23 protein-coding genes, 1 tRNA gene and 1 riboswitch are annotated in these 23,965 nt (G+C 29.4%); of the genes, 3 read left to right on the top strand and 21 right to left on the bottom strand.

Annotation, left to right across the window (positions count from 1 at the left end; all coding sequences use genetic code 11):
* Positions 1–84 precede the first annotated feature (84 nt).
* A complete protein-coding gene (locus I2A66_RS03685) occupies positions 85–1,119 on the top strand; it encodes a PTS sugar transporter subunit IIC (RefSeq protein WP_207734716.1) in 1,035 nt (344 codons plus the stop codon).
* 35 nt (positions 1,120–1,154) lie between these two features.
* Here the strand turns inward: I2A66_RS03685 and I2A66_RS03680 are convergent, their stop codons facing one another.
* The 5 genes from I2A66_RS03680 to I2A66_RS03660 all read right to left on the bottom strand — a co-directional run bounded on the left by I2A66_RS03680 (position 1,155) and on the right by I2A66_RS03660 (position 6,955).
* Positions 1,155–1,727, bottom strand: coding sequence for a TetR/AcrR family transcriptional regulator C-terminal domain-containing protein (locus tag I2A66_RS03680; protein WP_122639955.1), 573 nt, complete (start codon positions 1,725–1,727; stop codon positions 1,155–1,157).
* Between the two features lie 141 nt (positions 1,728–1,868).
* A tRNA-Leu gene (locus tag I2A66_RS03675) sits at positions 1,869–1,952 on the bottom strand.
* A gap of 53 nt (positions 1,953–2,005) precedes the next feature.
* A complete protein-coding gene (locus I2A66_RS03670; protein WP_195250980.1) occupies positions 2,006–3,202 on the bottom strand; it encodes a pentapeptide repeat-containing protein in 1,197 nt (398 codons plus the stop codon).
* Positions 3,203–3,336: 134 nt separating this feature from the next.
* On the bottom strand, positions 3,337–5,049 hold the full coding sequence (locus I2A66_RS03665) for a Na+/H+ antiporter NhaC family protein (RefSeq protein WP_195250978.1): 1,713 nt from the start codon (positions 5,047–5,049) through the stop codon (positions 3,337–3,339).
* Between the two features lie 184 nt (positions 5,050–5,233).
* Positions 5,234–6,955: a Na+/H+ antiporter NhaC family protein gene (locus I2A66_RS03660; protein ID WP_147516695.1), complete on the bottom strand. Its 1,722-nt coding sequence runs from the start codon at positions 6,953–6,955 to the stop codon at positions 5,234–5,236.
* A gap of 142 nt (positions 6,956–7,097) precedes the next feature.
* Positions 7,098–7,273: riboswitch (Lysine riboswitch) on the bottom strand.
* Between the two features lie 277 nt (positions 7,274–7,550).
* On the opposite strand from I2A66_RS03660, the gene I2A66_RS03655 reads away from it, so the two are divergent.
* Together I2A66_RS03655 and aspD are read left to right on the top strand one after the other, a co-directional pair.
* Positions 7,551–8,555 (top strand): lipoate--protein ligase, encoded by a 1,005-nt coding sequence (locus I2A66_RS03655; RefSeq protein ID WP_122639959.1) that lies wholly within the window; start codon positions 7,551–7,553, stop codon positions 8,553–8,555.
* Between the two features lie 268 nt (positions 8,556–8,823).
* Positions 8,824–10,464 carry an aspartate 4-decarboxylase gene (gene aspD / locus I2A66_RS03650; RefSeq protein ID WP_330566207.1) on the top strand — a complete coding sequence of 547 codons (1,641 nt, stop codon included), beginning with the start codon at positions 8,824–8,826 and terminating at the stop codon, positions 10,462–10,464.
* A 34-nt stretch (positions 10,465–10,498) separates the two neighbouring features.
* Here the strand turns inward: aspD and I2A66_RS03645 are convergent, their stop codons facing one another.
* From I2A66_RS03645 to I2A66_RS03570, 16 genes are all read right to left on the bottom strand, one after another.
* Positions 10,499–11,518: a phosphotransferase gene (locus I2A66_RS03645; RefSeq protein ID WP_122639961.1), complete on the bottom strand. Its 1,020-nt coding sequence runs from the start codon at positions 11,516–11,518 to the stop codon at positions 10,499–10,501.
* A 136-nt stretch (positions 11,519–11,654) separates the two neighbouring features.
* On the bottom strand, positions 11,655–12,203 hold the full coding sequence (locus I2A66_RS03640) for a BMC domain-containing protein (protein ID WP_122639962.1): 549 nt from the start codon (positions 12,201–12,203) through the stop codon (positions 11,655–11,657).
* Positions 12,204–12,230: 27 nt separating this feature from the next.
* Positions 12,231–13,160, bottom strand: a complete 930-nt coding sequence (locus I2A66_RS03635) for a hypothetical protein (protein ID WP_147516697.1) — start codon at positions 13,158–13,160, stop codon at positions 12,231–12,233.
* 1 nt (position 13,161) lies between these two features.
* Positions 13,162–14,493: an SLBB domain-containing protein gene (locus I2A66_RS03630; protein ID WP_195250976.1), complete on the bottom strand. Its 1,332-nt coding sequence runs from the start codon at positions 14,491–14,493 to the stop codon at positions 13,162–13,164.
* A 13-nt stretch (positions 14,494–14,506) separates the two neighbouring features.
* Positions 14,507–15,913 (bottom strand): aldehyde dehydrogenase family protein, encoded by a 1,407-nt coding sequence (locus I2A66_RS03625; protein ID WP_122639965.1) that lies wholly within the window; start codon positions 15,911–15,913, stop codon positions 14,507–14,509.
* 17 nt (positions 15,914–15,930) lie between these two features.
* Complete coding sequence (locus I2A66_RS03620; protein WP_147516699.1) at positions 15,931–16,911, bottom strand: cob(I)yrinic acid a,c-diamide adenosyltransferase; 981 nt, start codon at positions 16,909–16,911, stop codon at positions 15,931–15,933.
* 13 nt (positions 16,912–16,924) lie between these two features.
* Entirely contained in the window at positions 16,925–17,194 is a 270-nt protein-coding gene (locus tag I2A66_RS03615; RefSeq protein WP_122639967.1) for a EutN/CcmL family microcompartment protein, read from the bottom strand.
* Between the two features lie 13 nt (positions 17,195–17,207).
* Positions 17,208–18,065, bottom strand: a complete 858-nt coding sequence (locus I2A66_RS03610) for a flavoprotein (RefSeq protein ID WP_122639968.1) — start codon at positions 18,063–18,065, stop codon at positions 17,208–17,210.
* 14 nt (positions 18,066–18,079) lie between these two features.
* Positions 18,080–18,901 carry an ethanolamine utilization protein EutJ gene (eutJ, locus tag I2A66_RS03605; protein WP_122639969.1) on the bottom strand — a complete coding sequence of 274 codons (822 nt, stop codon included), beginning with the start codon at positions 18,899–18,901 and terminating at the stop codon, positions 18,080–18,082.
* A 22-nt stretch (positions 18,902–18,923) separates the two neighbouring features.
* Entirely contained in the window at positions 18,924–19,565 is a 642-nt protein-coding gene (gene pduL, locus I2A66_RS03600; RefSeq protein WP_195250974.1) for a phosphate propanoyltransferase, read from the bottom strand.
* Positions 19,566–19,593: 28 nt separating this feature from the next.
* Positions 19,594–19,872, bottom strand: coding sequence for a propanediol utilization microcompartment protein PduA (gene pduA, locus I2A66_RS03595; RefSeq protein ID WP_122639970.1), 279 nt, complete (start codon positions 19,870–19,872; stop codon positions 19,594–19,596).
* An 18-nt stretch (positions 19,873–19,890) separates the two neighbouring features.
* On the bottom strand, positions 19,891–20,529 hold the full coding sequence (locus tag I2A66_RS17370) for a BMC domain-containing protein (RefSeq protein ID WP_147516700.1): 639 nt from the start codon (positions 20,527–20,529) through the stop codon (positions 19,891–19,893).
* Between the two features lie 30 nt (positions 20,530–20,559).
* Positions 20,560–20,913, bottom strand: coding sequence for a glycerol dehydratase reactivase beta/small subunit family protein (locus I2A66_RS03585; RefSeq protein WP_124097565.1), 354 nt, complete (start codon positions 20,911–20,913; stop codon positions 20,560–20,562).
* A gap of 7 nt (positions 20,914–20,920) precedes the next feature.
* On the bottom strand, positions 20,921–22,738 hold the full coding sequence (locus I2A66_RS03580; RefSeq protein ID WP_147516701.1) for a diol dehydratase reactivase subunit alpha: 1,818 nt from the start codon (positions 22,736–22,738) through the stop codon (positions 20,921–20,923).
* A gap of 24 nt (positions 22,739–22,762) precedes the next feature.
* Positions 22,763–23,266, bottom strand: coding sequence for a diol dehydratase small subunit (locus I2A66_RS03575; protein WP_122639974.1), 504 nt, complete (start codon positions 23,264–23,266; stop codon positions 22,763–22,765).
* 15 nt (positions 23,267–23,281) lie between these two features.
* The gene (locus I2A66_RS03570) at positions 23,282–23,959 is read right to left on the bottom strand and encodes a propanediol/glycerol family dehydratase medium subunit (RefSeq protein WP_122639975.1); all 678 of its coding nucleotides are present in this window, start codon (positions 23,957–23,959) and stop codon (positions 23,282–23,284) included.
* Positions 23,960–23,965 lie beyond the last annotated feature (6 nt).

Raw genomic sequence — 23,965 nt, 5'->3', positions numbered from 1 at the left:
AATTCAATTTTTATTAAGTGATTGAATTGAAGGAAAACAGTATCATTAGGACTTATAAAATATATAAATCAGGAGGTAATAAGTATGATACAAATATTAACAGGTACTGCTTTATTATTAGTAGTATTAGCTTTATTCACATTATTTAGTTACAAAGCACCACAAGGTATGAAAGCAATGGGTGGCCTTGCAAACGCTGCTTGTGCAAGTTTCTTAGTTGAAGCATTCCATTTCTCATTCTTTGGTGAAGTTTTAGGAATCAAATTCTTAGAAAATGTTGGGGCTGCAAACGGTTCTTTAGGTGGTGTTGCTGCTGCTACATTAGTACCATTAGCATTAGGAGTTTCTCCAGTTTATGCTGTAATGGTTGGTTTAGCTTGTATGAACTTTAAAATATTACCAGGTTTCATAGCTGGTTACTTAATTTCTTTCGTAATCAAATTCTTAGAAAAGAAAATACCAGCTGGACTTGATTTAATAGTTATAATAGTTGTTGCTACTCCATTAGCTTACTTAATAGGAGATGTAACAAGCCCAGTAGTTAACGGTGTATTATCAACAGTAGGATCTGTTTTAACTGAAGCATCTTCTGCTTCTCCAATATTAATGGGTATAATACTTGGTGGACTTATAACAGTTGTTGCTACTGCTCCACTTAGCTCAATGGCATTAACTGCTATGATAGGTTTAACTGGTGCTCCAATGGCAATAGGTGCATTATCAGTATTCGGTTCTTCTTTCATGAACTTTGTATTCTTCTCAAAAATGAAGTTTGGTTCTAAGAAAGATAATATAGCTGTTGCTATAGAGCCATTAACTCAAGCTGACTTAATATCAGCTAACCCAATACCAGTATATGTTACTAACTTCATAGGTGGTGCTATGTCTGGTGTTATAATCGCTTTAATGGGACTAACAAACAACTCTCCAGGAACTGCTACTCCAATAGCTGGGCTTGCTGTAATGTTTGCTTACAACCCAGCAACAAAAGTTATAATAACAGCTGTAGGATGTGCTTTAGTAAGTATATTAGCTGGATTCATAGGATACGCTATATTCAAAAATTACAAAATAACAACAGCTGACGTAGTTAGAGGAGAATCTAACGAAGCTGCTTAATAAAAAAAGTCGTTATCAATATTGGTAACGACTTTTTAATATTTTATTTTAGTTTCGATTATATCTAAAACCGAATGAGATATTAGGTATTTATAAGTATTAAACATATCATTTCCGTTATTATCATTATCAGTATTCAACCATAATTCTAACGAAGAAACTAATCCTATGGTATAATACCTTGCTACACTTTCCTTAGTCATAATATTAGTTAATTCTGTTTCTTTTATTCCATATTTATCTAAAATTTTATTAAACATATTGTATATACTATTAGATAATATTTCTTTAAATGAATTTTGACCTGTAACTTCAAAAGATCTGCTTATGAACTCCTTATTTTTATCTAAGTGAATAAATATCATTTTTAATGCTTCTAATTCCATATCCTTATCTATAAGTTCATATACATTTTTCATTATATATTCTTCAAAGCAATATTCTAATATTTCATACTTGTCTTTGAAGTAATTATAAAAAGTAGGTCTAATAACTCCAGCTCCGTCTGTAATCATTTTAATAGTTATTTTTTTAAAGGAACTATTCAGCATAAGTTCTTTAAAACTATCTGCTAGTAATTTTTTTGTCATCTCCTTTTTTCTTTCCATGAATCATCCTACTTTCATTTATATTTATAAGATAAATATATTACATTTTCATTTATAAATCTATATATATATTTACTTAAATTACTAATAATTTATTACATGTGAAAAAAGCGTTGATATTAAAATATCAACGCTTTTTAATGGTGCGGATGAAGGGAGTCGAACCCCCACGCCAAAGGCGCCAGATCCTAAGTCTGGTGCGTCTGCCAATTCCGCCACATCCGCAAGATTTATTATACTATAAATGTAGCAGAATTTATAACTTAACGCAACATAATTTAATTGTTTTTTGCTTTTTTTATTAATGTTGCAACTCCTACTCCCATCATGAGTATTCCCAATAGCATTTCCGTATTAGCAAGCATATATGTACGAGGTATAGGTTCTGAATTTATACATCCAACACCTGCAAACATACCTACACTTAAATTAAATGCTTCATTTATAACACTTAATATTTCTTTTAAATTTGTACTAGAAAGATATCCAATTGAAAGCCTTATAGTTTCATCTCCAACTTTAACTCCTATAAATAAATATAATATTGTATATATAATCATAATACTAATAGATGTAACTACTGGAAATAGTGCTCTTTGACCATAACCACATGATATCCAATATATATATGACCCTATTTTAGGAGTTATTTTTTTTAATGATTTCCTTTCAAAAACCTTACCTAAATAGTAGTACTCTGAAGAATTATCTGGTAAGTTATTTTCCTTAAATTTATCTGATAAAGTTTCATAAGTCATATAAATACCTTCATATTCCTGTTTCGTTTTTTCCCTTGGAATTATTTTATCAAAACAAGTCTTTTCATCAAATTTTGTTTTATCTTCATCTGTAAAGTCTAAATCTATAATATAACAACTTAAAGTTTTAAACCCAGATAAATTACAATCTTTAAAATTAATTTTATCTAGCTCACAATTTTTTATTATACATTTTTTCATATAAGTAAGTTGAAATGATGTATTTATTATTTCACATTCTTCAAACAAAGCTAGAGATAAATCACAATTCATAAATTTAGAGTATATATTACATTTATAAAAACTACAACCTAAGTTATCCTTATTATTAAGAGATGGTAATTTTTCAGTTCCTTCTTTAATAAAAGAACAATTTTCAAATATAACTCCACCTTTATAGAAATTACAATTTTCAAATACACAGCCTATAAAGTTACAATCTTTGTATTTTATATTTTTAAAATTACAATCTATAAATTTCGTACAAAGTATATCTTTACTTTCTATAATCCTAAAATCTGCCTCATCTAAAATACCATCTTTTCCAAATTCAATACCTTCAAAATTTTTAAAACTATACTCTTTGCAAGGAGTATAATCCATTACATTCTCCTTGTTCTTTAGTATATATTTCATTATATTTTCATTATTTTTTTTTCTATTTATTATTTGATTATTGATAGAATGTCGTTCTTCTTTAAAGTTTATATATGCCATACGTAACTCCTTATAACGTTAAAAAAACATAAGTTTAAGGGATTAGTTAAAGTAATAAAAACTAATTGTAATTTATTATATAAATAATCCCCTTTAAATTATATTCTATCTATTTTATATATTTTATATTCTACTTACTCTACTTTCTTTCCTAAAACTTGAATACCAATAAATAATGCTATTATTGATAACGGTAATACAATATATATAGACATTCCTAAACCTACTGGTATATACCCAAATATAATAGTTATTACAGCTGTAAATAAGGCATATGGCAATTGAGTTTTTACATGGTTAATATGATTACATCCAGCTCCCATTGATGATAATATTGTTGTATCTGATATTGGTGAACAATGATCTCCAAATATCGCTCCTGTTAATACTGCACTTGTACTTACTATTATAAATGACATTTCTAGATTCATAGAATATGCTAATGGAATTGCTAATGGCATAAGTATTCCCATTGTTCCATATGATGTACCTGTTGCAAATGATATTATAGCTCCAAGTAAAAATATTATAGTTGGTAACAAAAATGGAGGAATTGCATCGGATAATAAGGTAATTAAATATTTTGCAGTACCTAATTCTTTAATTACAGAACTTAATGACCATGCACATACTAATATAACACAAGTTATTAATAAACGTTTAAGACCTTCCATCCATATATCTATAGCTTCTGAAAAAGTAAATATCTTCTTAGTTGTTGCCATAATAATAGCAATTATACCTGCAAGTAATGATGATTGAAAAAGTGCTATTGAAGCATCTGATGCACTAAAGGTTTCCCTTATCGCTACAAATGATATTGGTGATTCTTTGAGTAAATTAATTAATGCTTGACTATCTCCTCCTATAATATTTTTATATCCACTAAAATAAAAAGAAAGTAACGCTACAACTATAAGTACTCCTATTGGTAATATTGCTGTTGACATGCTAGGTTTTAATCCTTTTTGATCTAAATGTTTTATACCTTCATTTGAATCGGATATATCTATACCATGTTCAGAACTTATTATACCTTCTTTTCTTGCTTTAACTTCAGCCTTTCTCATAGACCCAAAATCTTTAAGTAAAAGTACACTTATTACTATAAAAAAAAGGATTAGTATATTATAAAATCTATAGGGTATAGTTTGAACAAATACGCCAAATGCATCAGCATTTACTCCTATTGTACTAAATGCATCCTTAATAAGACCAAGTTCCATACCTATCCATGTTGAAATAACTGCTATACCTGCCACTGGAGCAGCTGTTGCATCAACTATAAACGCTAATTTTTCTCTAGATATTTTCATTTTGTCAGTTATAGGTCTCATCATTGTTCCAACTATCATTGCATTTGCATAATCATCAAAAAATATGATAAGACCTGATAACCAAGTAATAATTTGAGAACTTCTTCTATTTTTAGCTCTTTTAGATAAACTTTCTGCTATTGCTTTAGCTCCTCCCATTTTAGTTACTAAATTAATTAATCCTCCTATAGCTAAAACTTGGAGTATTATTCCTGCATTCCAAGTATCTGCTAAAGAAGTAACCATTCTATTTATAACATCAATAAAAGCATCAACTATTCCATAAAATATATTATTTCCAGGAATAGTTAGTAACAAACTGCCAGAAATAATACCTATAAATAAAGATGCTATTACATTTCTTGTTAAAAATGCTAATATTATGGCCACTATCGGAGGAATAAGAGTTAATACCTTGTATTTTTGAGCATTGAAATAACCTACGTCTACCTCTGCGGCTAAACAAATACTTGGCATCATAAGTAAAACAAAAAAAGCTATGATAACAATCCACTTATTCCTATTTTTCATAAAACACCTCCTTGTACATATTAAAAGTACAATATTGTTAATGTATTAATATTACTCCATTATATTCAAAAAACTAAGGAAAGAACCTGTCCTTTATCAATTTATTTTTGCACATAAAAAATTCCACAATTATGTAGCTATTATTTAATACTACACAATTGTGGAATTTTTATTTTATATCATATTATACACATTCTTCAACTATATCAACTTTTCTTCCGAATATTTGTACACCTATAAATACCGCTACTATTGCAAGTGGTAGTACTATGTATACTGGTATACCAAGTCCAGCTGGTATATATCCAAATACTACTGTTATTAATGCCGTAAATAAGGCGTAAGGCATCTGTGTTCTTACATGATCTATATGATTACATCCTGCTCCCATTGACGATAGTATTGTAGTATCTGATATAGGTGAACAATGATCTCCAAATATAGCACCTGTTAATACCGCACTTGTACTAACTACTATAAATGACATATCTGGATTTATAGAATTAGCTAGTGGAACTGCTAATGGCATAAGTATTCCCATTGTTCCATATGCTGTACCCGTTGAAAATGATATTATAGCTCCTAATACAAATATTAAACTAGGTAATAAGAATGGTGGGAATGAACCTGATAGTAATTTAATTAAATATTTAGCTGTTCCTAATTCCTTTATTACTGAACTTAATGACCAAGCACATATTAATATAACACCTGTTATAACTAATGTTTTCATACCATCTACCCAAACTTCTATAGCTTCTGAAACTGTAAATATTTTTTGAGATACCGCCATTACTATAGCTACTACACTTGCAAGTAATGCAGACTGGAATAACGCAACCGATGCATCTGATGCACTAAATGCTTCTCTAATTGATACAAATGATAATGGTGAATCACTAAGCAATTGTATTAAACTAGCATCTTCTCCACTCATTATAGAACTATATCCACTATAGTAAAATGCTATTAATGCGGCTACTATCAATGTTCCTATTGGTATTATTGCATTCCATATACTTAATTTAACACCTTCTTTTGGTTCTAAATCTGAATGATCGTTTACAGAATCTATTGCAATCTCAGAATCTAAACTTTTGCCTTGTCTAGCTCTTATCTCTGCCTTTCTCATAGGACCAAAATCTTTTAATAATAAAGTTGTTATCACTATAAACGCTAGTATTAGTATATTGTAAAATCTATATGGTATTGTATTTAAAAACACACCAAAAGCGTCTGCTTTTATACCTATTCCATTAAATGCATCTCCTATTAATCCAACTTCAAGACCTATCCAAGTTGATACTATAGCCAATCCTGCTATTGGTGCTGCTGTTGCATCTATTATAAATGCTAATCTTTCTCTTGAGATTTTCATTTTATCTGCTACTGGTCTCATCATAGGTCCTATGATAAGTGAATTTGCATAATCATCAAAGAATACTAAAAGCCCTGCAAACCAAGTTATCAATTGTGTACTTTTTGCAGTTTTGGCTCTTCTTGAAAGGCCCTCAGCTATTGCTTTAGCTCCTCCCATTTTGGCAACTAAATTAATCACTCCCCCTATTGCTAAAACTTGAAGTATTATACCTGCATTCCACGGATCTGCTAAAGACCCAACTGCTCTGTTTACAACATCTAAAAAAGCATTAACTAATGCAAAGTGTACACTTGAACCACTTATATTTAAAATAAAACTTCCTGACAAAATTCCAATAAATAATGATACAACAACATTTTTAGTTATAAATGCTAAAACTATTGCAACTAATGGAGGTATTAGTGTCCATATCCCAAATTTATTTGTATTTATCTGCCCTATATCAGTTTCTGCAAATCCTAAAGTTGATGACATCATAATTATAGTTAATACCATAATAACTATTTTTAAACTTTTTCTTTTCATAATATTTTCCCCCTTAAAATTATTAAGTGAATATATGAGGGTTTGTAATACATTTTTCTATACAACTATAAAAAGCCTTGAGTTTACACTCAAGGCTAAAAATTCTATTAACATGCAATAATACATAGAAATATAATAATTCCTTAAATGTAGCTCACCACAAAATAATTTTGTGACAGTGGTATATATCTTATATATACCCCCAGCTATATAACCTTAAAGCATCAGTTATATGCTTCGGCAATATTTCCTTTTGTAATAAATCACAGTGCTTAACTCATTATTACTACTGATAAATATTGCGCCTCTACCCTTTTTCTATTCACTTGTTTTATATCTTAAATTATATGGTAATTTTCATAATAACGCAATACTTTTCTGAAAATTTTTTATTTTATTTTTATTGATACAATTATTTTACAAGTATTTCTATTTAATTAAGAAGGATTATGTATTTTTATGTATAATTATTATTTTTATACATAAATTTTGTATAAATTCATTTAAATAAAATAAAGGAATGTAATTTTTTTTTATAGAATATAAATTGTCATGAGTTTAATGTATATAATAAATATTTTTAGGAGGAATATATATGTTACTTATATATAACGATAATACAAATCCCTATTTCAACTTAGCTATGGAAGAATACCTATTAAAAAATACTAATGAAGATTTATTTATTTTATGGCGAAACAAACCTTCTATAATCGTTGGAAAAAATCAAAATACATTATCTGAGATAAATATAGATTATGTTAAGGATAACTCAATCCCTGTTGTAAGAAGACTTTCTGGAGGTGGGGCTGTTTTTCACGATTTAGGCAACATAAACTTTACCTTTATCTCCTGCAATAAAAACTCTTTTAGTGACTTTAAAAAGTTTACACAACCAATAATAGATTTACTAAAAACATTAGGATTAAATGCAGAGTTTTCTGGAAGAAATGATTTATTAATTGATGGTAAGAAATTCTCTGGTAATGCTCAGTATAACTACAAAAATAAAGTAATGCATCATGGTACACTTTTATTCTCATCACAAATTTCAGACTTATCTGATGCTTTAAAAGTAAAAAGTATTAAGTTTGAAGGAAAAGGAATAAAGTCAGTTAAATCTCGTGTAACCAATATAAGTAGTCACTTAAATGAAGATATAGATATTCTTGAATTTAAAAATTTGCTTATGAATTATATATATTCTATTAGTTCTAACAATACGTTCTATAACTTAACTAAAGATGATATTGAAAAAATAGAAAATTTAGTAGAAGAAAAATACAGTACTTGGGAATGGAATTTTGGTAATTCGCCTAAATATTCTCTTTTAAATGAGTTAAAATATCCTGGTGGTAATATAGAATTTAACTTAGAAGTTGAAAAAGGATTTATAACAAGGATAAAGTTTTTTGGTGATTTTTTCGGAAAGGATGATATATCAACTTTAGAAGTTCTTTTATGTGGTGTTCGACATGAAGAGCAAAGCTTAAGAGATATTTTTTCTCATATAAATATCGATAACTATTTTTTAGGTGCAGATTCAGATATATTAATTGCTGGTATATTAGGTGCTAAACAAGAAGTTAAAGCTTATTAAATTTAATAAATTTTTATTTAGACTGATATATTATCAGTCTAAATTTATACTTTTTATTCTTTATATTCACTTAATCACATTTATCAATAACTATATTTTTATAATGCATATTCTATTTAAACTTAATTTTTTAAACATAATTATCAATAAATCAATACTTTTTTAATAGTTTTACGAAAAATACTTTTTTCATTTACTTTTTCCTAAAAATATATATAATTATATAGTAACGCAAACAGTTAATATGTACTTTTAGGAGGAATTAATTTTGAAGTATTCTTATAAAGAATTAAAAATGATCTATGATAAAATAAGCCCTTTTGAGTTTAAAGATAAATTAATGGATTTAGCTAAAAATAATGCTATTAAAAATAATGTAAATGTACTAGATGCTGGTCGTGGTAATCCTAACTGGACTGCCGCTACTCCTCGTGAAGCATTTTTTACATTTGGACAATTTGCAGTTAACGAAACACGCTTAACTTGGGACTTAGGTGATTTAGCTGGAATGCCTAAAAAAGAAGGCATTTCTAAACGTTTTTATGATTATATGACCCAAAATAAAAACATGCCTGGAGTATCTTTATTAAAAAAAATAATAGATTATGGTATAAATAAGCTTAATTTTAATGGTGATGAATTTGTATATGAACTAGCAGATGCAATAATAGGAGATAATTATCCATTTCCTGATAGAATGCTACCTCATATAGAAAAAATAGTTCATGATTATCTTGTACAAGAAATGAGGTATGATACTGAAAATGGTGGTAAGCTAAATATATTTGCTGTAGAAGGTGCAACAGCTGCCATGTGCTATATATTTGATTCATTAATGGCTAATGAACTTTTAAGAAAAGGTGATTCAATCGCTATTATGACACCTATATTTACACCTTATCTTGAAATACCTCATCTACCTAGATATAAGTTTAATGTAGTTTATATAAATGCTGATGAAGTCGATGAAAATGGGATACATACTTGGCAGTATTCTAAAAAAGAATTAGAAAAGCTAAATGATAATTCTATAAAAGCTTTATTCCTTGTAAATCCAAATAATCCAGCATCAATAGCTATGAATGAAAATACTTTTAATAATATAATAAATGTTGTTAAAAATTATAATAAAGATTTAATGATAATCTCAGATGATGTATATGGTACTTTTGTGCCTGAATTCACATCTTTAATGGCTATGCTTCCATACAATACACTCGGAGTTTATTCTTATTCTAAATACTTCGGTGTTACTGGTTGGAGATTAGGTACAATGGCTTTACATGAAAACAATGTTTTTGATAAAAAAATAAGTGAACTAAATGAAGAGTTAAAAAGATCTGTAAATAATAGATATAAAGATATGAATGTAAACCCAGATTCTATATCTTTTATGGATAGAATTGTTGCTGATAGTAGACTAGTTGCTTTGAATCATACAGCAGGACTTTCTACACCTCAACAAGTACAAATGGCATTTTTCTCTGCATTTGCATTAATAGATACTGATAACGATTATAAATCACTTAATATTGATATATGTAATAGTCGTAAAAAACTATTATTTAAAGGTTTAGGATTAGAATTAAATGAAAATAAAAATGATGCAGCTTACTACTATCAGTTTGATATAGAAAATTGGGCAAGAATTTATCATGGAGATGAATTAGTTGATTTCTTAAAATCTAATTATGATTTACTTGATGTTTTATATAAACTAGCTGATAAATATTCAATTATCTTATTAAGTGGTGATGGATTTAATGGACCTAGTTGGTCAATAAGAGTATCTTTAGCAAACTTAGAAAGTTCAGCTTATTATAAAATAGGACAATCTATAAAAGAAATTTTAGATTCATATGTAGAACAATGGAAAGAAACTAGCAAAGTAGCTATCGCTCAAAACTAATAAAAAATGTGGATGACTTTTGTATCCACATTTTTTATTTTAACTCAGTATATATACTTTTAAGTATTATTTTTAGGTTTTCCATCCACCAATCAATATTATATAATACAAATTTATCATTTATATCATTCATGCTTATTAAAGTAGCTAAAAACATTCTACAAGTACATATAATTCCTACTTTTAGTAGTGTATCCCAAGTCTTTTGTGTGAATTTATATCCTTGATAACTTTCTATCCTTTCTTTATAGTAATATATAAGATCAATTTTATCTGATTTATAATCAACTGAGCTTATCAAATACCAAAATAAATCTAATGTACAAGGACCACATCCACTATTAGCCCAATCTATAAACCTGATTTCATTATTACTCATATATAGAGCATTATCTGGTCTATAGTCTCCATGTAAAAATGTTTTAGGATAGTATGAAAATTTATTATCTATATGGTTTAATTCACAGTACTCTATATATAGATTCTCACCTAAAAGTTCTCTTATTTTTCTCCACCCATATGAATTTTTTTCTCTAAATTCTTCGCTGATCTTTTCTTCAGTTAAAAAATCATAGTACTCTTCCACGCTAAGTAATGACTTATATTTTATAATATCATATTCGTTAAATTTTGAATGAAATTTAGCTAAATTATCTAAGTATGTATAATAATCTTCGCTATTTTTATCGGCTCCAATATATTCAGACATATCATTCATTAATATTGCATAATAACTATCATTTTTATAATACGCAATATATACATCTTTTATAAATTCTTCAATTTTAATAAAAATACTCTCCTCAAATATTGTAAGCTCTCTACCCTTATCATTACTTACTTTTGCTAGCCAATCCTCTTTTAAATTATTTACTTTTAGATATAATACTTTTTCTTTTTCTTTAGATGTTATTATTAATTTATACATCTTAGATCCAGATAATCCACTCGTGTTTATAGCATATATCTCCATATTATCAATATTATCTATAGTTTTACTTAATACATTTTTACTTAGAAGATCCTTTAATGAGTTTGCTTTATATACCCCCATACTACTTCTCCTTATGTAAGTTTATACACTTTTCTTTATTAAAATTTTTAAATATTAATTAAGAAAGGCTTATAAATAGATTTAATTAAATCTATTTATAAGCCCTAATTTTACTAATTAATAAAAGCATTCATCTCTATCTAAGCTTCTCTATCAAGCTTCTATGAGGTGAAGATACTACAGAAGTACTTATTATAGATCCTGATTCTCCTAATTCATTTAAACAAGACTTAACTGCTGATTTAACAGCTGATACCTCACCTGTTAATATCAAGAAACCTTTTCCTCCAAGACCTTTAGCAATTCTTACTTCTATCAATTTTACATTTGATGCTTTTACAGCAATATCACCAGCTTTTATAGCAGTTAATGCCGATATTGTTTCTATTGCACCAATAGATTTTATACTTTCTATATCTGTAAACCCAGTTAATGCTACTAATACATCTTCATGTATATTGTTTATTACATGATATTCAACTAAAAATATACCAGCAACCTTTTTTCCTGTTTCTACAGAACTTTTTACTGCTCCTACATCTCCAGTAATCAATATCATATATTTTCCTGGACATATAGGATTAGCCATAATTAATTCCACATTAGCAGCTTTTAGCATTTCATCTGCTGTTTCAATACCAATAGGAATACTTTTTATTTCAACAAGACCTATTGCTTTCTTCAATGGTATCCCCCTCTTCTTTGTTTCTAATTATTTAAATGCCATAAATATTATAAAAGATAATATACATATAGTACATGCAGGTGGGTCAACGTGACTATCAACATTACTATTTACATTTTTAACAAAGAAATCTCCTAGTAAAGATGCAACTATAGCAGTTATTATTCCTATCACTAGACTTCCAGACCATACATAAGCGTAACCTGCTGTTATACTTATATGATGTGTTGTAGGTGAAGTAAATCCAGTCTGAGCAAAAATTAATGTTATTGCACTTATTGCAAATACAAACGCTGGATATGATCCTTGTAATACTTCCATAGATATTCCAACCTCTTCATGAAGTATTGCTCCTGTATAGCATACAGCTAAACCAACTACTAATCCTATCATTATGTTATAGACTAATTCTTTTCCTTTAGCAAAGTGTTGTCTAGGTTCACTACCTTCATATTTACCAGTTAAGCCTGATTTACCTATTGCAAATCTAGATATCAAACCACAAGTTGCAACAGTCATTGCTACTGTATCAGTAGGAAGTGAAAGTACACTTGAATATAAAAAATTTATTAATAATCCTAATATCCCAAATAGTCCACCTACTGCTAAAACTGACCAGTCTCCTGTTCCATTTAAAGAATAAAGTATATCAGATCCATTAGTTATTCCTTGAGGTGAAGCAACTGCTACATCTCCTCCACCTAAATTTCCTCCAGCTAAAGTATTATTTTTTCTAGCTGCATAAGCTGCTGCTGCAACACCTCCAGCAAAAGCTACATGTGGGCCAAAGAATGGACCAAAAGCTACATTACCTGTTATTACATCCACACCAGTTCCTAAAGCTATAGCAGTTCCTACAATTGCCACAACACCAGTCATAATAAATGCAGGTAATCCACCTACAGCTGCTCCAAAAGCGCCTCCACCAAATGCCGCAAGTATTGATAAAATACTCATATTACATCCCTCCACTAATTATAATTATATTATTTCTAATATCGCTTATAACTCCATCAACGCTTGAGTGAATATTACTTCCTAATTTATCTTCTTCGACATATGCTATTAAATCCCCTTTATGAACCTTGTCGCCAATTTGTACTTTCGGAACAGCTGGTGCTCCAATATGTTGACTTAAAGGAATTGATACTGATGTTACATTTATTTCTTCTTTTGTTAAAGGTGCTTCAACATTATATGAATTTAATCCTAACTTATAAATTAATTTATTCACCGGATATTTTTTATATGACCTAAATGGATGAACTTTTTCTGGTTGGTTTTTACAAGTATTTTTTATACCATTAAAAGATAGCATTTTTTTTATGGAATTATGTAATTTCCAAGGTTGTAAATCCATAACACATGCATACTCGCATAACCTACATTCACAACATAAGAATGCATTTATAGGAGTAATTTTATCATCACATACACTATTATAACTAGATAGCCTCATCATTTTGTCCGGATATATTCTATGTCCAAGTAAATTTCTTGGACATACTTCACTACAATGACTACAGTGCATACATGCAGACTTAGCTTCTTTTAACATTGTATTTACATCTTTAGTAAGTGATTTAATCAATGAATGGTCTTTTGGGAGCACTATAAGACCTTTAGTTGTTTTTGTTATAGGACTTTTTACATCTGTTATTTTTCCCATCATAGGACCACCATTAATTACTACAAAATCGGTTAAATCGGTTCCTCCTGCTAACTCAATTGCTTCACCTATACTTAAACCAATTGGTAATCTAAGTGTTTTAGGATATCTCACCTCACCTGTTACAGTTACATATTTTTCAGTTACAGGCAAGTTATTATAGTATGCGTCATATATATTTGCTATAGTTTCTACATTAGAAACTATAGCTCCAACATTTAGAGGTATTCCACCTTCGGGAATAATTCTTTTTGTTACTTCATACACTATAATTTGTTCATCACCAGCAGGATAAAAATTTTGTAATTTATGAATTTTTATTCCTTCATATTCTCCTATTATACCTTCTAATGAATTAATCGCTTTTTTATATTTTTCTTTCAAAGCTATAACTCCATACTTTGCTCCCACTTGCTCTTTTACAAGTTTTAGTCCTTCTAAAATTTTTCTACACTCTACATCCATTAGCTGTTGATCAACTCTTAAAAGAGGTTCACATTCTGCTCCATTTACAATTACATACTCTGCTTTAGCATTTAATTTTACGTGAGTTGGAAATCCAGCTCCACCTGCACCAACTATCCCTGCATCTTTTACTAGACTGCACAAATCTTTATCCAATTAACCCACCTCTTTATCTAACATTAAATCCTTCTACAAGTACGCATCTTCTTTTTCTTGTAAATGTTTTAGCTGATGTTAATCCTTCTCCTGTTGGTCCAGCTATTGTAAATGTTGTATGTCCTTCTCCACCTACACCTATACCTGCATATGATGGCCCATTTTTAACAAATATAGTTGTTTGAATAAGTTTTGCCATTTTAGTTAATTTATCAACATTTTTAGAATGCATTATAGCTGTGTGTCTATTTCCATGCTCTACTTCTACTGCAAGATCTATAGCTTCATCTACATCATTAACCCTTACAATTGGTAATATTGGCATCATTAACTCTTCTTGAACAAATGGATGATTTCTATCAGTTTCCATTATTATGGCTTTAACATTATAATCAACTTTTATTCCTAACTTATTAAGTATATATTTTGCACTTTTACCAACAAATTCTGTTTTTATCTTTAACTTATCATTTAAAACTAGTTTTACAAGCTTATCTATAACTTCTTTATCTTTTATTTGATAAGCACCATTTTTATTCATATTAAATATTAAATAATCCGCAATAGAGTCTACTGCTATAACTTCTTTTTCAGCTATACATGGTAAGTTATTATCAAAACTACAACCATCTATTATATCTTTGGCAGCTTTCTCTATATCGGCAGTTTCATCTACAACTGCAGGTGGGTTTCCGGCCCCTGCTCCTATAGCTTTTTTCCCAGAAGATAAAACTAATTTTACAATTCCAGGTCCACCCGTAGCTACTAGTAATTTAACTTTATTGTTACTTATCATTTTATTAGTATTTTCTATAGAAGGCTCCTTAACTGATACTACTAAATTTTCTGGTGCACCAGCTTTTCTAAGCGCTTTATTTATCATTTGAATAGTAAGTTTAGATACATTTTTTGCTCTTGGATGAGGACTAAATACTACTGAGTTTCCTGCAGCAAGCATTCCTATACTATTGCAAAGAAGTGTTTCTGTTGGATTTGTAGTTGGAGCAATTGCCCCTATTACACCAAAAGGTGATAGTTCTACTAAAGTAAGCCCATCATCTCCTGATATAGCTTCACTTTTTAAGTCTTCTATTCCTGGTGTTTTTTCTATAACTAATCTATTTTTTATAACCTTATATTCATATTCACCCATCCCTGTTTCTTCAACAGACATTCTAGATATAAGGTCAATAACTTCATCTTTTGAAAATTCTTCCTTTATGGCTTTTACAAACTTATCTCTATCAGCCATACTACACTTCATATATTCTCTTTGTGCTATATATGCAGCATCTACTGCATCGTCCATATTTTCAAATATACCATCTATACACTCAGAGCATTCTTCTGTTTTCTTTATATCCATACCTTCTATTACTTTTTTTACAACTGTTTCTATGTCTAAACTACTTATATCCATTTAATTACCCCCTGTCTCTATAATGAATTCATTAATGAGTTTATTGCATATTGAGCTATTTCCATGTCTTCTTCTACAGTACCTCCACTTACCCCGATAGCACCCACTATCTTGCCATTAACCTCTATAGGAAAACCACCTCCAAAGATTACAATTCTATTGTCATTACTACTTTGAATTCCATAAAGGCTTCCACTTTCTTTGGCTAAATCAGTTAAATCTGATGTTGGCATCTTTAAAGAAAGAGCTGTATACGCTTTATTTTGTGATATATCTAAACTTGCTAATAATGAATTTTCCATTCTATGAACAAGTATTATATTCCCACCTTCATCTACTGCTGAAAAAACCATAGGTACATTTATTTCTATAGCCTTCTTTTCAGCAAATTCTGCCATTTTCTTTATATTAGCAAGATTAAAGTCTTTAGAAAATTTAGCTTTTAACTTTTTTACAACCTTATTTTTAATAACTTCAACTTCAGAATTATATTCCTCAACTCTAGCAAGGGCATAAATAGCATCAGATAATCTATTTACATACTTAAGTAAAGCATCCCTTACTGGCTCTTCATCCTTTAAAGATATTATTTTTCTTTCTGCTCTTCTAATAATAGTCCTAGCTACATGAAGGGAAGCTGATGCAGGATTTTTTCCTGGGACAACAAATGACGTTTGTTTTCCTACAACTTTAGTACATTCATCAACAATATCCTCTAAAAAAGATACATCTTTTTCACTTATTTTTCCTTGTAGCATATCTAACCCATTTTCATCACTTGCTAATTCTGCTCCAACACTAAATAATCTTTTTTGTATAGAGTTAACATATAACTTTATATTTTCATCCTTCAGTTGAGAATAAGCCAAACCTAACATAGAATTAGCTTCATCTATAGTTCCATAACAATCAACTTTTGCACTACTTTTTTTTACCCTTTTACCACCGTATAAACTAGTTTCTCCTTTATCGCCTGTTTTGGTATATAAGTTAGCCAATGACTTTCACTCCTTAACCATTTACTTCTACTGTATCTACAATAGCTACTACAGCTGAATCTATTGGTGCCTTTTCTCTTTCAAGTATATATCTAGCTGAACTTCCTTTAGAAACTAAAACTATTTCACCAACACCTGCTCCAACTGAATCTACTACAACTTCACTAGTATTAGTTACATCTAAGTGTTCATCTAACTTTTTTATTACTAAAAGTTTAAATCCTATTAGTGCTTCATTTTTAGTTGTTGATACAACAGTTCCAACTACTTTACCTAAATACATATTATATTGCTCCTTATTCTCTAAGTAATTTTATATTCAGTTTTTCTGCTTCATCCCTTGCTAAATCTGTTATCAATGTATTTTGGTTTATAAAAATTGTATTAAATTTTTTATTATCCCAAATATCTTTTCTACTTAATACTTTTTTATCTAACTTTGCAAAACATAATTTTTCTTTAGATTTAGGTATATATTTGCTAGTTGCATTTGATATATTAGTTTTATTTAATGCATTATTTTTATTTGTTTTATATAAATTAAAGCTTTTTAAAAGCATCTTATTTACATTATTGTATAAATTCTCTGAAGAAGATAATCTTATATTGTAATTTCTTAATGCCTCTAAATTTTCACTTAATTTTTTCTTATAAAGATCACTTAAATTATCTCCGTATATAATTTTTCTTTCTTCATTTTCCGGACAACATCCATTTATAGATGCCACTACAGGTTTTCCTAACATTAGAGCCTTTGATATTATATTAGTAACAAGTGTATCACTAATACAATTAGCTATTTTTGCAGCTGAATTTATAGTTAATGTAGGTACTATTACTATACTATTTCTCTGCAACAATTCTTTAATATCATACTTATTATCATTTATTATCTTTTCTACATCTATGGATTTTTTTATATCCTCTTCACTAAGCACTTCTGTTGCTGACTTTGACATAACTACATCAAATTCCCAACCTTCCATTTTTAACTTACTTATAGACTCTATCGCTTCATTGTAACCTATAGTTGCACCTGTAAATAAAAGTATTCCTCTTTTACTCTTGTCAATAATTTTTTCTATTACTTTATCTACAATTATATCAATTATTGACTCAATTATTATGCTTTCCATCTGATTTTTTTGATTCAATTTATTATCACCTTCTATAAATTACAATTCATAGCTATTCCTAAAGGTGTTACTAAAAGAGGCTCTATAGGTTTTATAGTATCAACCTTAGTTTCCTTTTTAAATATTTTTTCAAAATCATCAAAACAACAAGCTCCACCTACAACATATATAGTATCAACATCATATCCTTGTATAAATTTATTTACTATAGATGCCATTTTTTCGATTACAGGCTTAACTATTGTAAATACATCTCTTTCATTTGATTTATCTTTTTTTATTTCTTCTGCTTCTTCAAATGATTTTTTCATAAATCCCGCTAATACTAAAGTCATATGAGTCCCACCAGTTGCTTCATCTGCAGTAAATACAACCTTACCATCTTTTATAATACTAATTCCTGTTGTTCCTCCACCTACATCAACTACAGCCCCATCCCTTATTCCAAGTACAGTAGATGCCGCAGTTGGCTCATCTATAACGTTTATAACCTCTAAATCTGCTGATTCAACTACATTAGCAATTACCTTTGTATTTCCTTCAGTTATTCCTGGGGGTATTGCTGTAGCAGCTTTTGTAAGTTGAACTCCTAAAATCTCTTCAACTTGATTTTTTAAATTTCTAACTACCCTTGTTGCTCCTATATAATCTACAACTATTCCATCTTTTACAACGCTAGATGGATACATTGCACCAGCTATCGGTCTATTATTAGAATCAACAACTGATAAAACAATATTTGCTGTACCTAAGTCAACACCTACTTTTAATTCCCCTTCATAAGAGTTACATTTTTTATTTACTATAAGATTTGAAAATTCTTCAATTAACTTATTACAATTTGTTAAATCCAATATATCACCTATTTTCTGCTTATTATTCTACTATTTTTACTAAATCCCCATTTTTAACATAGCAAGCATTGGCTTCATCCACATCTAAATGCATTTCAAGGTCATATTTATCAGAAACTCTTACAAGTACATTTCCAAGTACAGCACTCCTAATCCCTTTAATCTCTACTCTTACTTCATCTTTATCTTTTATATTTAATTGATTAGCAATTTTAGGAGTCATATGTATATGCCTTAATGCTGCTATTGTTCCTTTTTTCAATTCTATACTTCCTTTTGGTCCTATTATAGTTATCCCTGGAGTATTATCTAATTTACCAGATTCCTTAATAGGAGGTTTTACTCCTAATTTAAAACCATCTGATATGGAAATTTCAACCTGAGTTTCATCTCTTAAAGGCCCTAAAATTCTAACATTTTTAATCTCACCTTTAGGACCTTTAATTGTTACAACTTCATTAGATGCAAATTGACCAGGTTGCTTTAAGTCTTTTATTTTAGTTAACTCATATCCTTTTCCAAAAAGATGGTTTAAATCTTCTCTACATAAATGTATATGTCTATTAGATATACCTATAGGGATTAAAACTTCTTTACTCTCATTTAACTTTTCAATAACCTTTTCTGTTATTAACTTTACTAAAATATCTTGAGATATATCCATTTTAATCACCTTACTAACTTAAATTATTTTATGCTTCAGTTTTTGGTAATATTTTTTCAACATCTGTATGTGGTCTTGGTATTACATGTTTAGATACTAATTCCCCAACTTTTTCTGCAGCAACTGCACCTGCATCAACCGATGCCTTAACCGCTCCTACATCACCTCTTACCATTACTGTTACAAGTCCTGAACCTATTTTTTCATATCCTATTAACATAACATTAGCAGATTTTGTCATTGCATCAGCTGCTTCTATTGCTCCTACTAATCCTTTTGTTTCTATTAATCCCAACGCTTCTCCCATTGTAAAAACCTCCTAATTTTATTTATTATGATCTTCATAGTGAATACAATTTGTTTTCAAGTCTCCTTTTTGTCGTGGACATTTTGGATCTTTGCATAAGTTACATGTATATTCTTCACCATTATTTGAAGAAAGTTCTTCTTCAATATTTTCACTATCATCTGTTTGCATTTCTAAATTATTAATTTCTTCATTAGTATCAATAATATCTTTTATATCTTCTTGTGAAGTATCTTCATATTCAGATATATCTGTTTCTTCTTGTATTTCATTAATTTTTTCTGAAATTTCTTCATTTAAATCATTATTTTCAATTATATTGTTGCACTCCTCTTTACTCTTATCACTTAGTGTATTCTCTTTTAAATATCCAATAGTATCTGAGTTTCTCATTAAAAAGTCTATACCTTCACTTGGTCGAGGTATAACCTTTGTGCTAAATACCTTACTAACTTTATTTGCTGCCACAGTAGCTGCTTCTATAGCTGCTTTTACAGCACCTACATTGCCTTCAATTTTTACTACAGTCATTCCATTTCCTTTAGTCAATTCATAACCAATTAATGAAACATTTGCTGACTTTACACAAACATCAGCAGCTTCTATTCCAGCAGCAAGCCCTACTGTCTCTATCATACCTATTGCTAGTTGAGACATTTAAATACCTCCTTTGATAATAGCTAAAGCTTATATTTCTTTAAATGGCATTTTTATAACTAATCTTGCTGCATTTGCACCTAAAGATCTTATTTTAGTAGAACTACTATTTCTTTTTATAGTAAAAAGAGGGGAATCTTTTTCTAGTTTATTATAATGAAGTACAATTATTTTCTCGTCAATTCCAATTCCGACCCCAAGAGATGATTCTAAACTTGCTTCATATCCACTACTAATTGCACTTTCAATATTTACAGATGATACCTCATATGGTATACCTTCTTCTTCTATTCCCCACAATACTTCTTTTATCTCAGTCTCATTAACTGTATTTTTATCAAAAAAAACCTTTATAACAGGTTTATTATTCAACATACTCTCCATTCTCACACTACTTCACCTCTTCTATTGAAGATAGTATAAGACCTGTTGCAACTGCATTTCTAGGTCCTTCTGTACCTCTGATATTAGCTCTACCTGCAACTACATTATATTGTGATAATGCATCCGTAACTAATTGAGGTACTTCAAAATCTAATGCTGATCCACCTACCAAAACAACAAATTCTATATCTCTAATATTATTAGTTGGACTAACTTCTGATAAAGCTCTTAGAGCATTTGTTACAAATACCTTCTCTTTAGCATGCTTTCTTATTAATTTTATTTTTTCAATAGACATATTTCCTTCAATAGGAATCATAATGTCATCTTTTAAAATAACTACTTTTGCAAATAACTTAGGATTTAATGGTTCTTTAAAAAATTTAACTGTTCCATCTTCATGTCTTAAGTTAAATAAGCTTTCAACTTTAGCTAGTGGATATTTTTTTATATCTTCAGCTAAGTCAAAATCTTCTAACCCTAGCTCTGATTGAATTAACATGGTTACCATATTTCCAGCTCCAGCTAGATGTATAGACTTTATCTCCCCATTTCTAGTAATTATAGATGCATCTGTAGAACCAGCACCCATATCAAGTATAGCCAATGGTTTATTTGTACCTGGAGTTGTTAAAGCACCTCGAATAGCCATATCTGCTTCTACTCCTCCAACTTCTACTAAAACATTTAATTTATTGCTTACTTCATCCGCAATCATTTGCATTTGAAGCTTATCAGCTTTTACCATTGCAGCTATACCAACAGCATTTTCTAAGGAAAACTCTTTTGCAAGACCTCCTTTTACGCTCTGAGGTACAAAAGTATCAACCGCTAATAAGTCCTGTATTTTTATTAAATCAGGATGCTGATTAGTAAGTTGACTCATTACGTGTCTAACTTTTTCTAACATTCCACCTGCATTAGTTCCTGGTTCACCTTTTACATCACAAATTTTATTTACAGAATTAATAGCTTGCATAATTTTTTCTGCACCTTGGTCAACATCAACTCTAGACTTTTTAGTTTCTCCAATTATTTCTATAGCTCCTGCAGGTATACGTCTTTCTTTAACATCACCTTTGGGAGTTTTAATAACTACTGCAGATCTATTTCCAATTAATGCTCTAGCTATTGGAACAATATGTTTAGTTTCATCTGATGTTAAATCAAATAAAGTAGCTATTCCATATGGATTAGAAAGAACCTCTATAACTCTTCCTACTTGAGCAACCTCTATTGCTGCTTTCATTCCAATAGGTACTTTATCTACCAAAGATACTTCATCTACTATAGGAATTTTATGTTCTAATCTATTATTAATTAAAACTCCATCATCCTTTTTAACTATAGCTCCCTTTATATTAAGTCTATTACTATTTTTATTTATTAAATTGGCAGCATATTCAAAATCCACATCAGATGGCACAACTACAATTATAGATTCTTCATCTTTTATATTTGAAATATCACTTATCAAAGTAGTTATTCCAACACCTACACCTTCACCTCCAGGTGTATTTGGATTATGGCCAATCATAGTAGACTCAGTTATAATAGTTTCAGTTATAGTTTCCATAGCTACATCTCCAATTACAGGAGCTGCTTCATTAACCCTTATTCGATTTAAATCTTCAATACTAAGCCCAACTTTATCTAAGGACTGCTTCAATGATTGAAACAGTCCATTAATATTTCTTTTAGTTCCCTTAATTCCTGTAGTTGGTACTATACCACTAGATAAAAACTCAATATTTTTACCATCTATCTTAGCTAGAGCCACTTCAGTAGTAGCATTCCCTATATCTACACCAGCTACTATTTCCATAGCAAACCTCCTTAAGTTAAAATATTAAGCTTTAAGTCTTCCTCTTTTTTCATAAACCTCTGCTGCTTCTCTAACAAAATCAGCATTTACCTTGCAACCATATTTAGTTTCTAATTCATCTGCTATATCTAGTAATTCTGATTTAGTAGATCTATACGGTCTTAGTGCATTATATATCTCAAGTATTCTTTTATCTGGAACTGCTATAAGCTCAGCTGCTCTTCTTAAGTTTCCTGCAAAAGCATCTCTACCAACAGATTCAGCAACTTGCGCTTGCATTTCTAAAGTTTCTGGTGATATTCTCATATCTTCAGGCTTTAATTCTCCTGATATAACTTTATCTAAAGTTAACTCTTCAAGACCTTTTCCTGATTGAGATTTAATTTTTTCCGGTATTTTTTCACCTAAAGGATAATTTTCTTTAGTTACTTTATGACTGCAACATTCTTGTTTATCCTTAGGAGCTTCTTGACCCATAGTTTTTAAAATTTCTTCAACAATTTGTTTTATTAATACTTCTTGACTCATATTGTCACCCCCTATTTATTTAAACTCAATTTTTAATTCTTGAGGTTTTTTATTTCTATCTGCATACTCAGTTTCTTTTATATGAAGTAATGCTGCTATTGCTTGATACTTCGGTCTTGCCATTTGATCATTTTTTACTGGTACTGGAGTTGGTGATTCATTTTTAGCATACTTAGCAGCATTTTTACCGATTGCTCTGTATGTATCTAGGTCTATAAGTGGAGCTTGAGAGAATAACTCTAAGTTACTAAGAGGGAATAAATCTTTTTGATGTATTACAGTAGTTCCTTTAGATTGTATTCCTATACCTATTCCTGAGCCACTAAGCTCTGCTGCATCATGAGCTATAAAACAAACATCTGATGTTCTATATATTTTAGCAAATCTATAACTTAAACCTTCTTCTTCTATACCTGCTATAATTTCTTTTAAAACTTTTGCATGCTCTACACCTATTATAGTCTTAGTTTGATGTGTACCAAATGCAGGAGCTAAACCTATAACAACTTCATCCGATCTATTACTTGGTACAAAATCTCCTACTTCAGTTATAACCAAAGAACTTACTTCTTGTGGAATTTCTTCTATTTTAGCAGTTCTTACAGGTTTTTCTGTTTCTGTTACTTCCTCTCCTGCCATTTCTTTTAAAACTTCTTCTATAACACTTTTTAACATTCTTTCATCTATTGCCATCTTTAT

Source organism: Romboutsia sp. 1001713B170207_170306_H8, from assembly GCF_015550495.1.
In the GTDB taxonomy this organism is placed as follows: domain Bacteria; phylum Bacillota; class Clostridia; order Peptostreptococcales; family Peptostreptococcaceae; genus Romboutsia_E.
The sequence above is the reverse complement of the archived record's forward strand: the minus strand, read 5'-3'. Positions and strand labels throughout refer to the sequence as shown.

What these genes read in the sequence shown, in the direction of transcription:
- I2A66_RS03685 (WP_207734716.1), top strand. Translation starts at nt 85, where the DNA reads ATGATACAAATATTAACAGGTACTGCTTTATTATTAGTAGTATTAGCT.
- I2A66_RS03680 (WP_122639955.1), bottom strand. Translation starts at nt 1,727, where the DNA reads ATGGAAAGAAAAAAGGAGATGACAAAAAAATTACTAGCAGATAGTTTT.
- I2A66_RS03670 (WP_195250980.1), bottom strand. Translation starts at nt 3,202, where the DNA reads ATGGCATATATAAACTTTAAAGAAGAACGACATTCTATCAATAATCAA.
- I2A66_RS03665 (WP_195250978.1), bottom strand. Translation starts at nt 5,049, where the DNA reads ATGAAAAATAGGAATAAGTGGATTGTTATCATAGCTTTTTTTGTTTTA.
- I2A66_RS03660 (WP_147516695.1), bottom strand. Translation starts at nt 6,955, where the DNA reads ATGAAAAGAAAAAGTTTAAAAATAGTTATTATGGTATTAACTATAATT.
- I2A66_RS03655 (WP_122639959.1), top strand. Translation starts at nt 7,551, where the DNA reads ATGTTACTTATATATAACGATAATACAAATCCCTATTTCAACTTAGCT.
- I2A66_RS03645 (WP_122639961.1), bottom strand. Translation starts at nt 11,518, where the DNA reads ATGGGGGTATATAAAGCAAACTCATTAAAGGATCTTCTAAGTAAAAAT.
- I2A66_RS03635 (WP_147516697.1), bottom strand. Translation starts at nt 13,160, where the DNA reads ATGAGTATTTTATCAATACTTGCGGCATTTGGTGGAGGCGCTTTTGGA.
- I2A66_RS03625 (WP_122639965.1), bottom strand. Translation starts at nt 15,913, where the DNA reads ATGGATATAAGTAGTTTAGACATAGAAACAGTTGTAAAAAAAGTAATA.
- I2A66_RS03615 (WP_122639967.1), bottom strand. Translation starts at nt 17,194, where the DNA reads ATGTATTTAGGTAAAGTAGTTGGAACTGTTGTATCAACAACTAAAAAT.
- pduL (WP_195250974.1), bottom strand. Translation starts at nt 19,565, where the DNA reads ATGGATATATCTCAAGATATTTTAGTAAAGTTAATAACAGAAAAGGTT.
- pduA (WP_122639970.1), bottom strand. Translation starts at nt 19,872, where the DNA reads ATGGGAGAAGCGTTGGGATTAATAGAAACAAAAGGATTAGTAGGAGCA.
- I2A66_RS17370 (WP_147516700.1), bottom strand. Translation starts at nt 20,529, where the DNA reads ATGTCTCAACTAGCAATAGGTATGATAGAGACAGTAGGGCTTGCTGCT.
- I2A66_RS03585 (WP_124097565.1), bottom strand. Translation starts at nt 20,913, where the DNA reads ATGGAGAGTATGTTGAATAATAAACCTGTTATAAAGGTTTTTTTTGAT.
- I2A66_RS03580 (WP_147516701.1), bottom strand. Translation starts at nt 22,738, where the DNA reads ATGGAAATAGTAGCTGGTGTAGATATAGGGAATGCTACTACTGAAGTG.
- I2A66_RS03575 (WP_122639974.1), bottom strand. Translation starts at nt 23,266, where the DNA reads ATGAGTCAAGAAGTATTAATAAAACAAATTGTTGAAGAAATTTTAAAA.
- I2A66_RS03570 (WP_122639975.1), bottom strand. Translation starts at nt 23,959, where the DNA reads ATGGCAATAGATGAAAGAATGTTAAAAAGTGTTATAGAAGAAGTTTTA.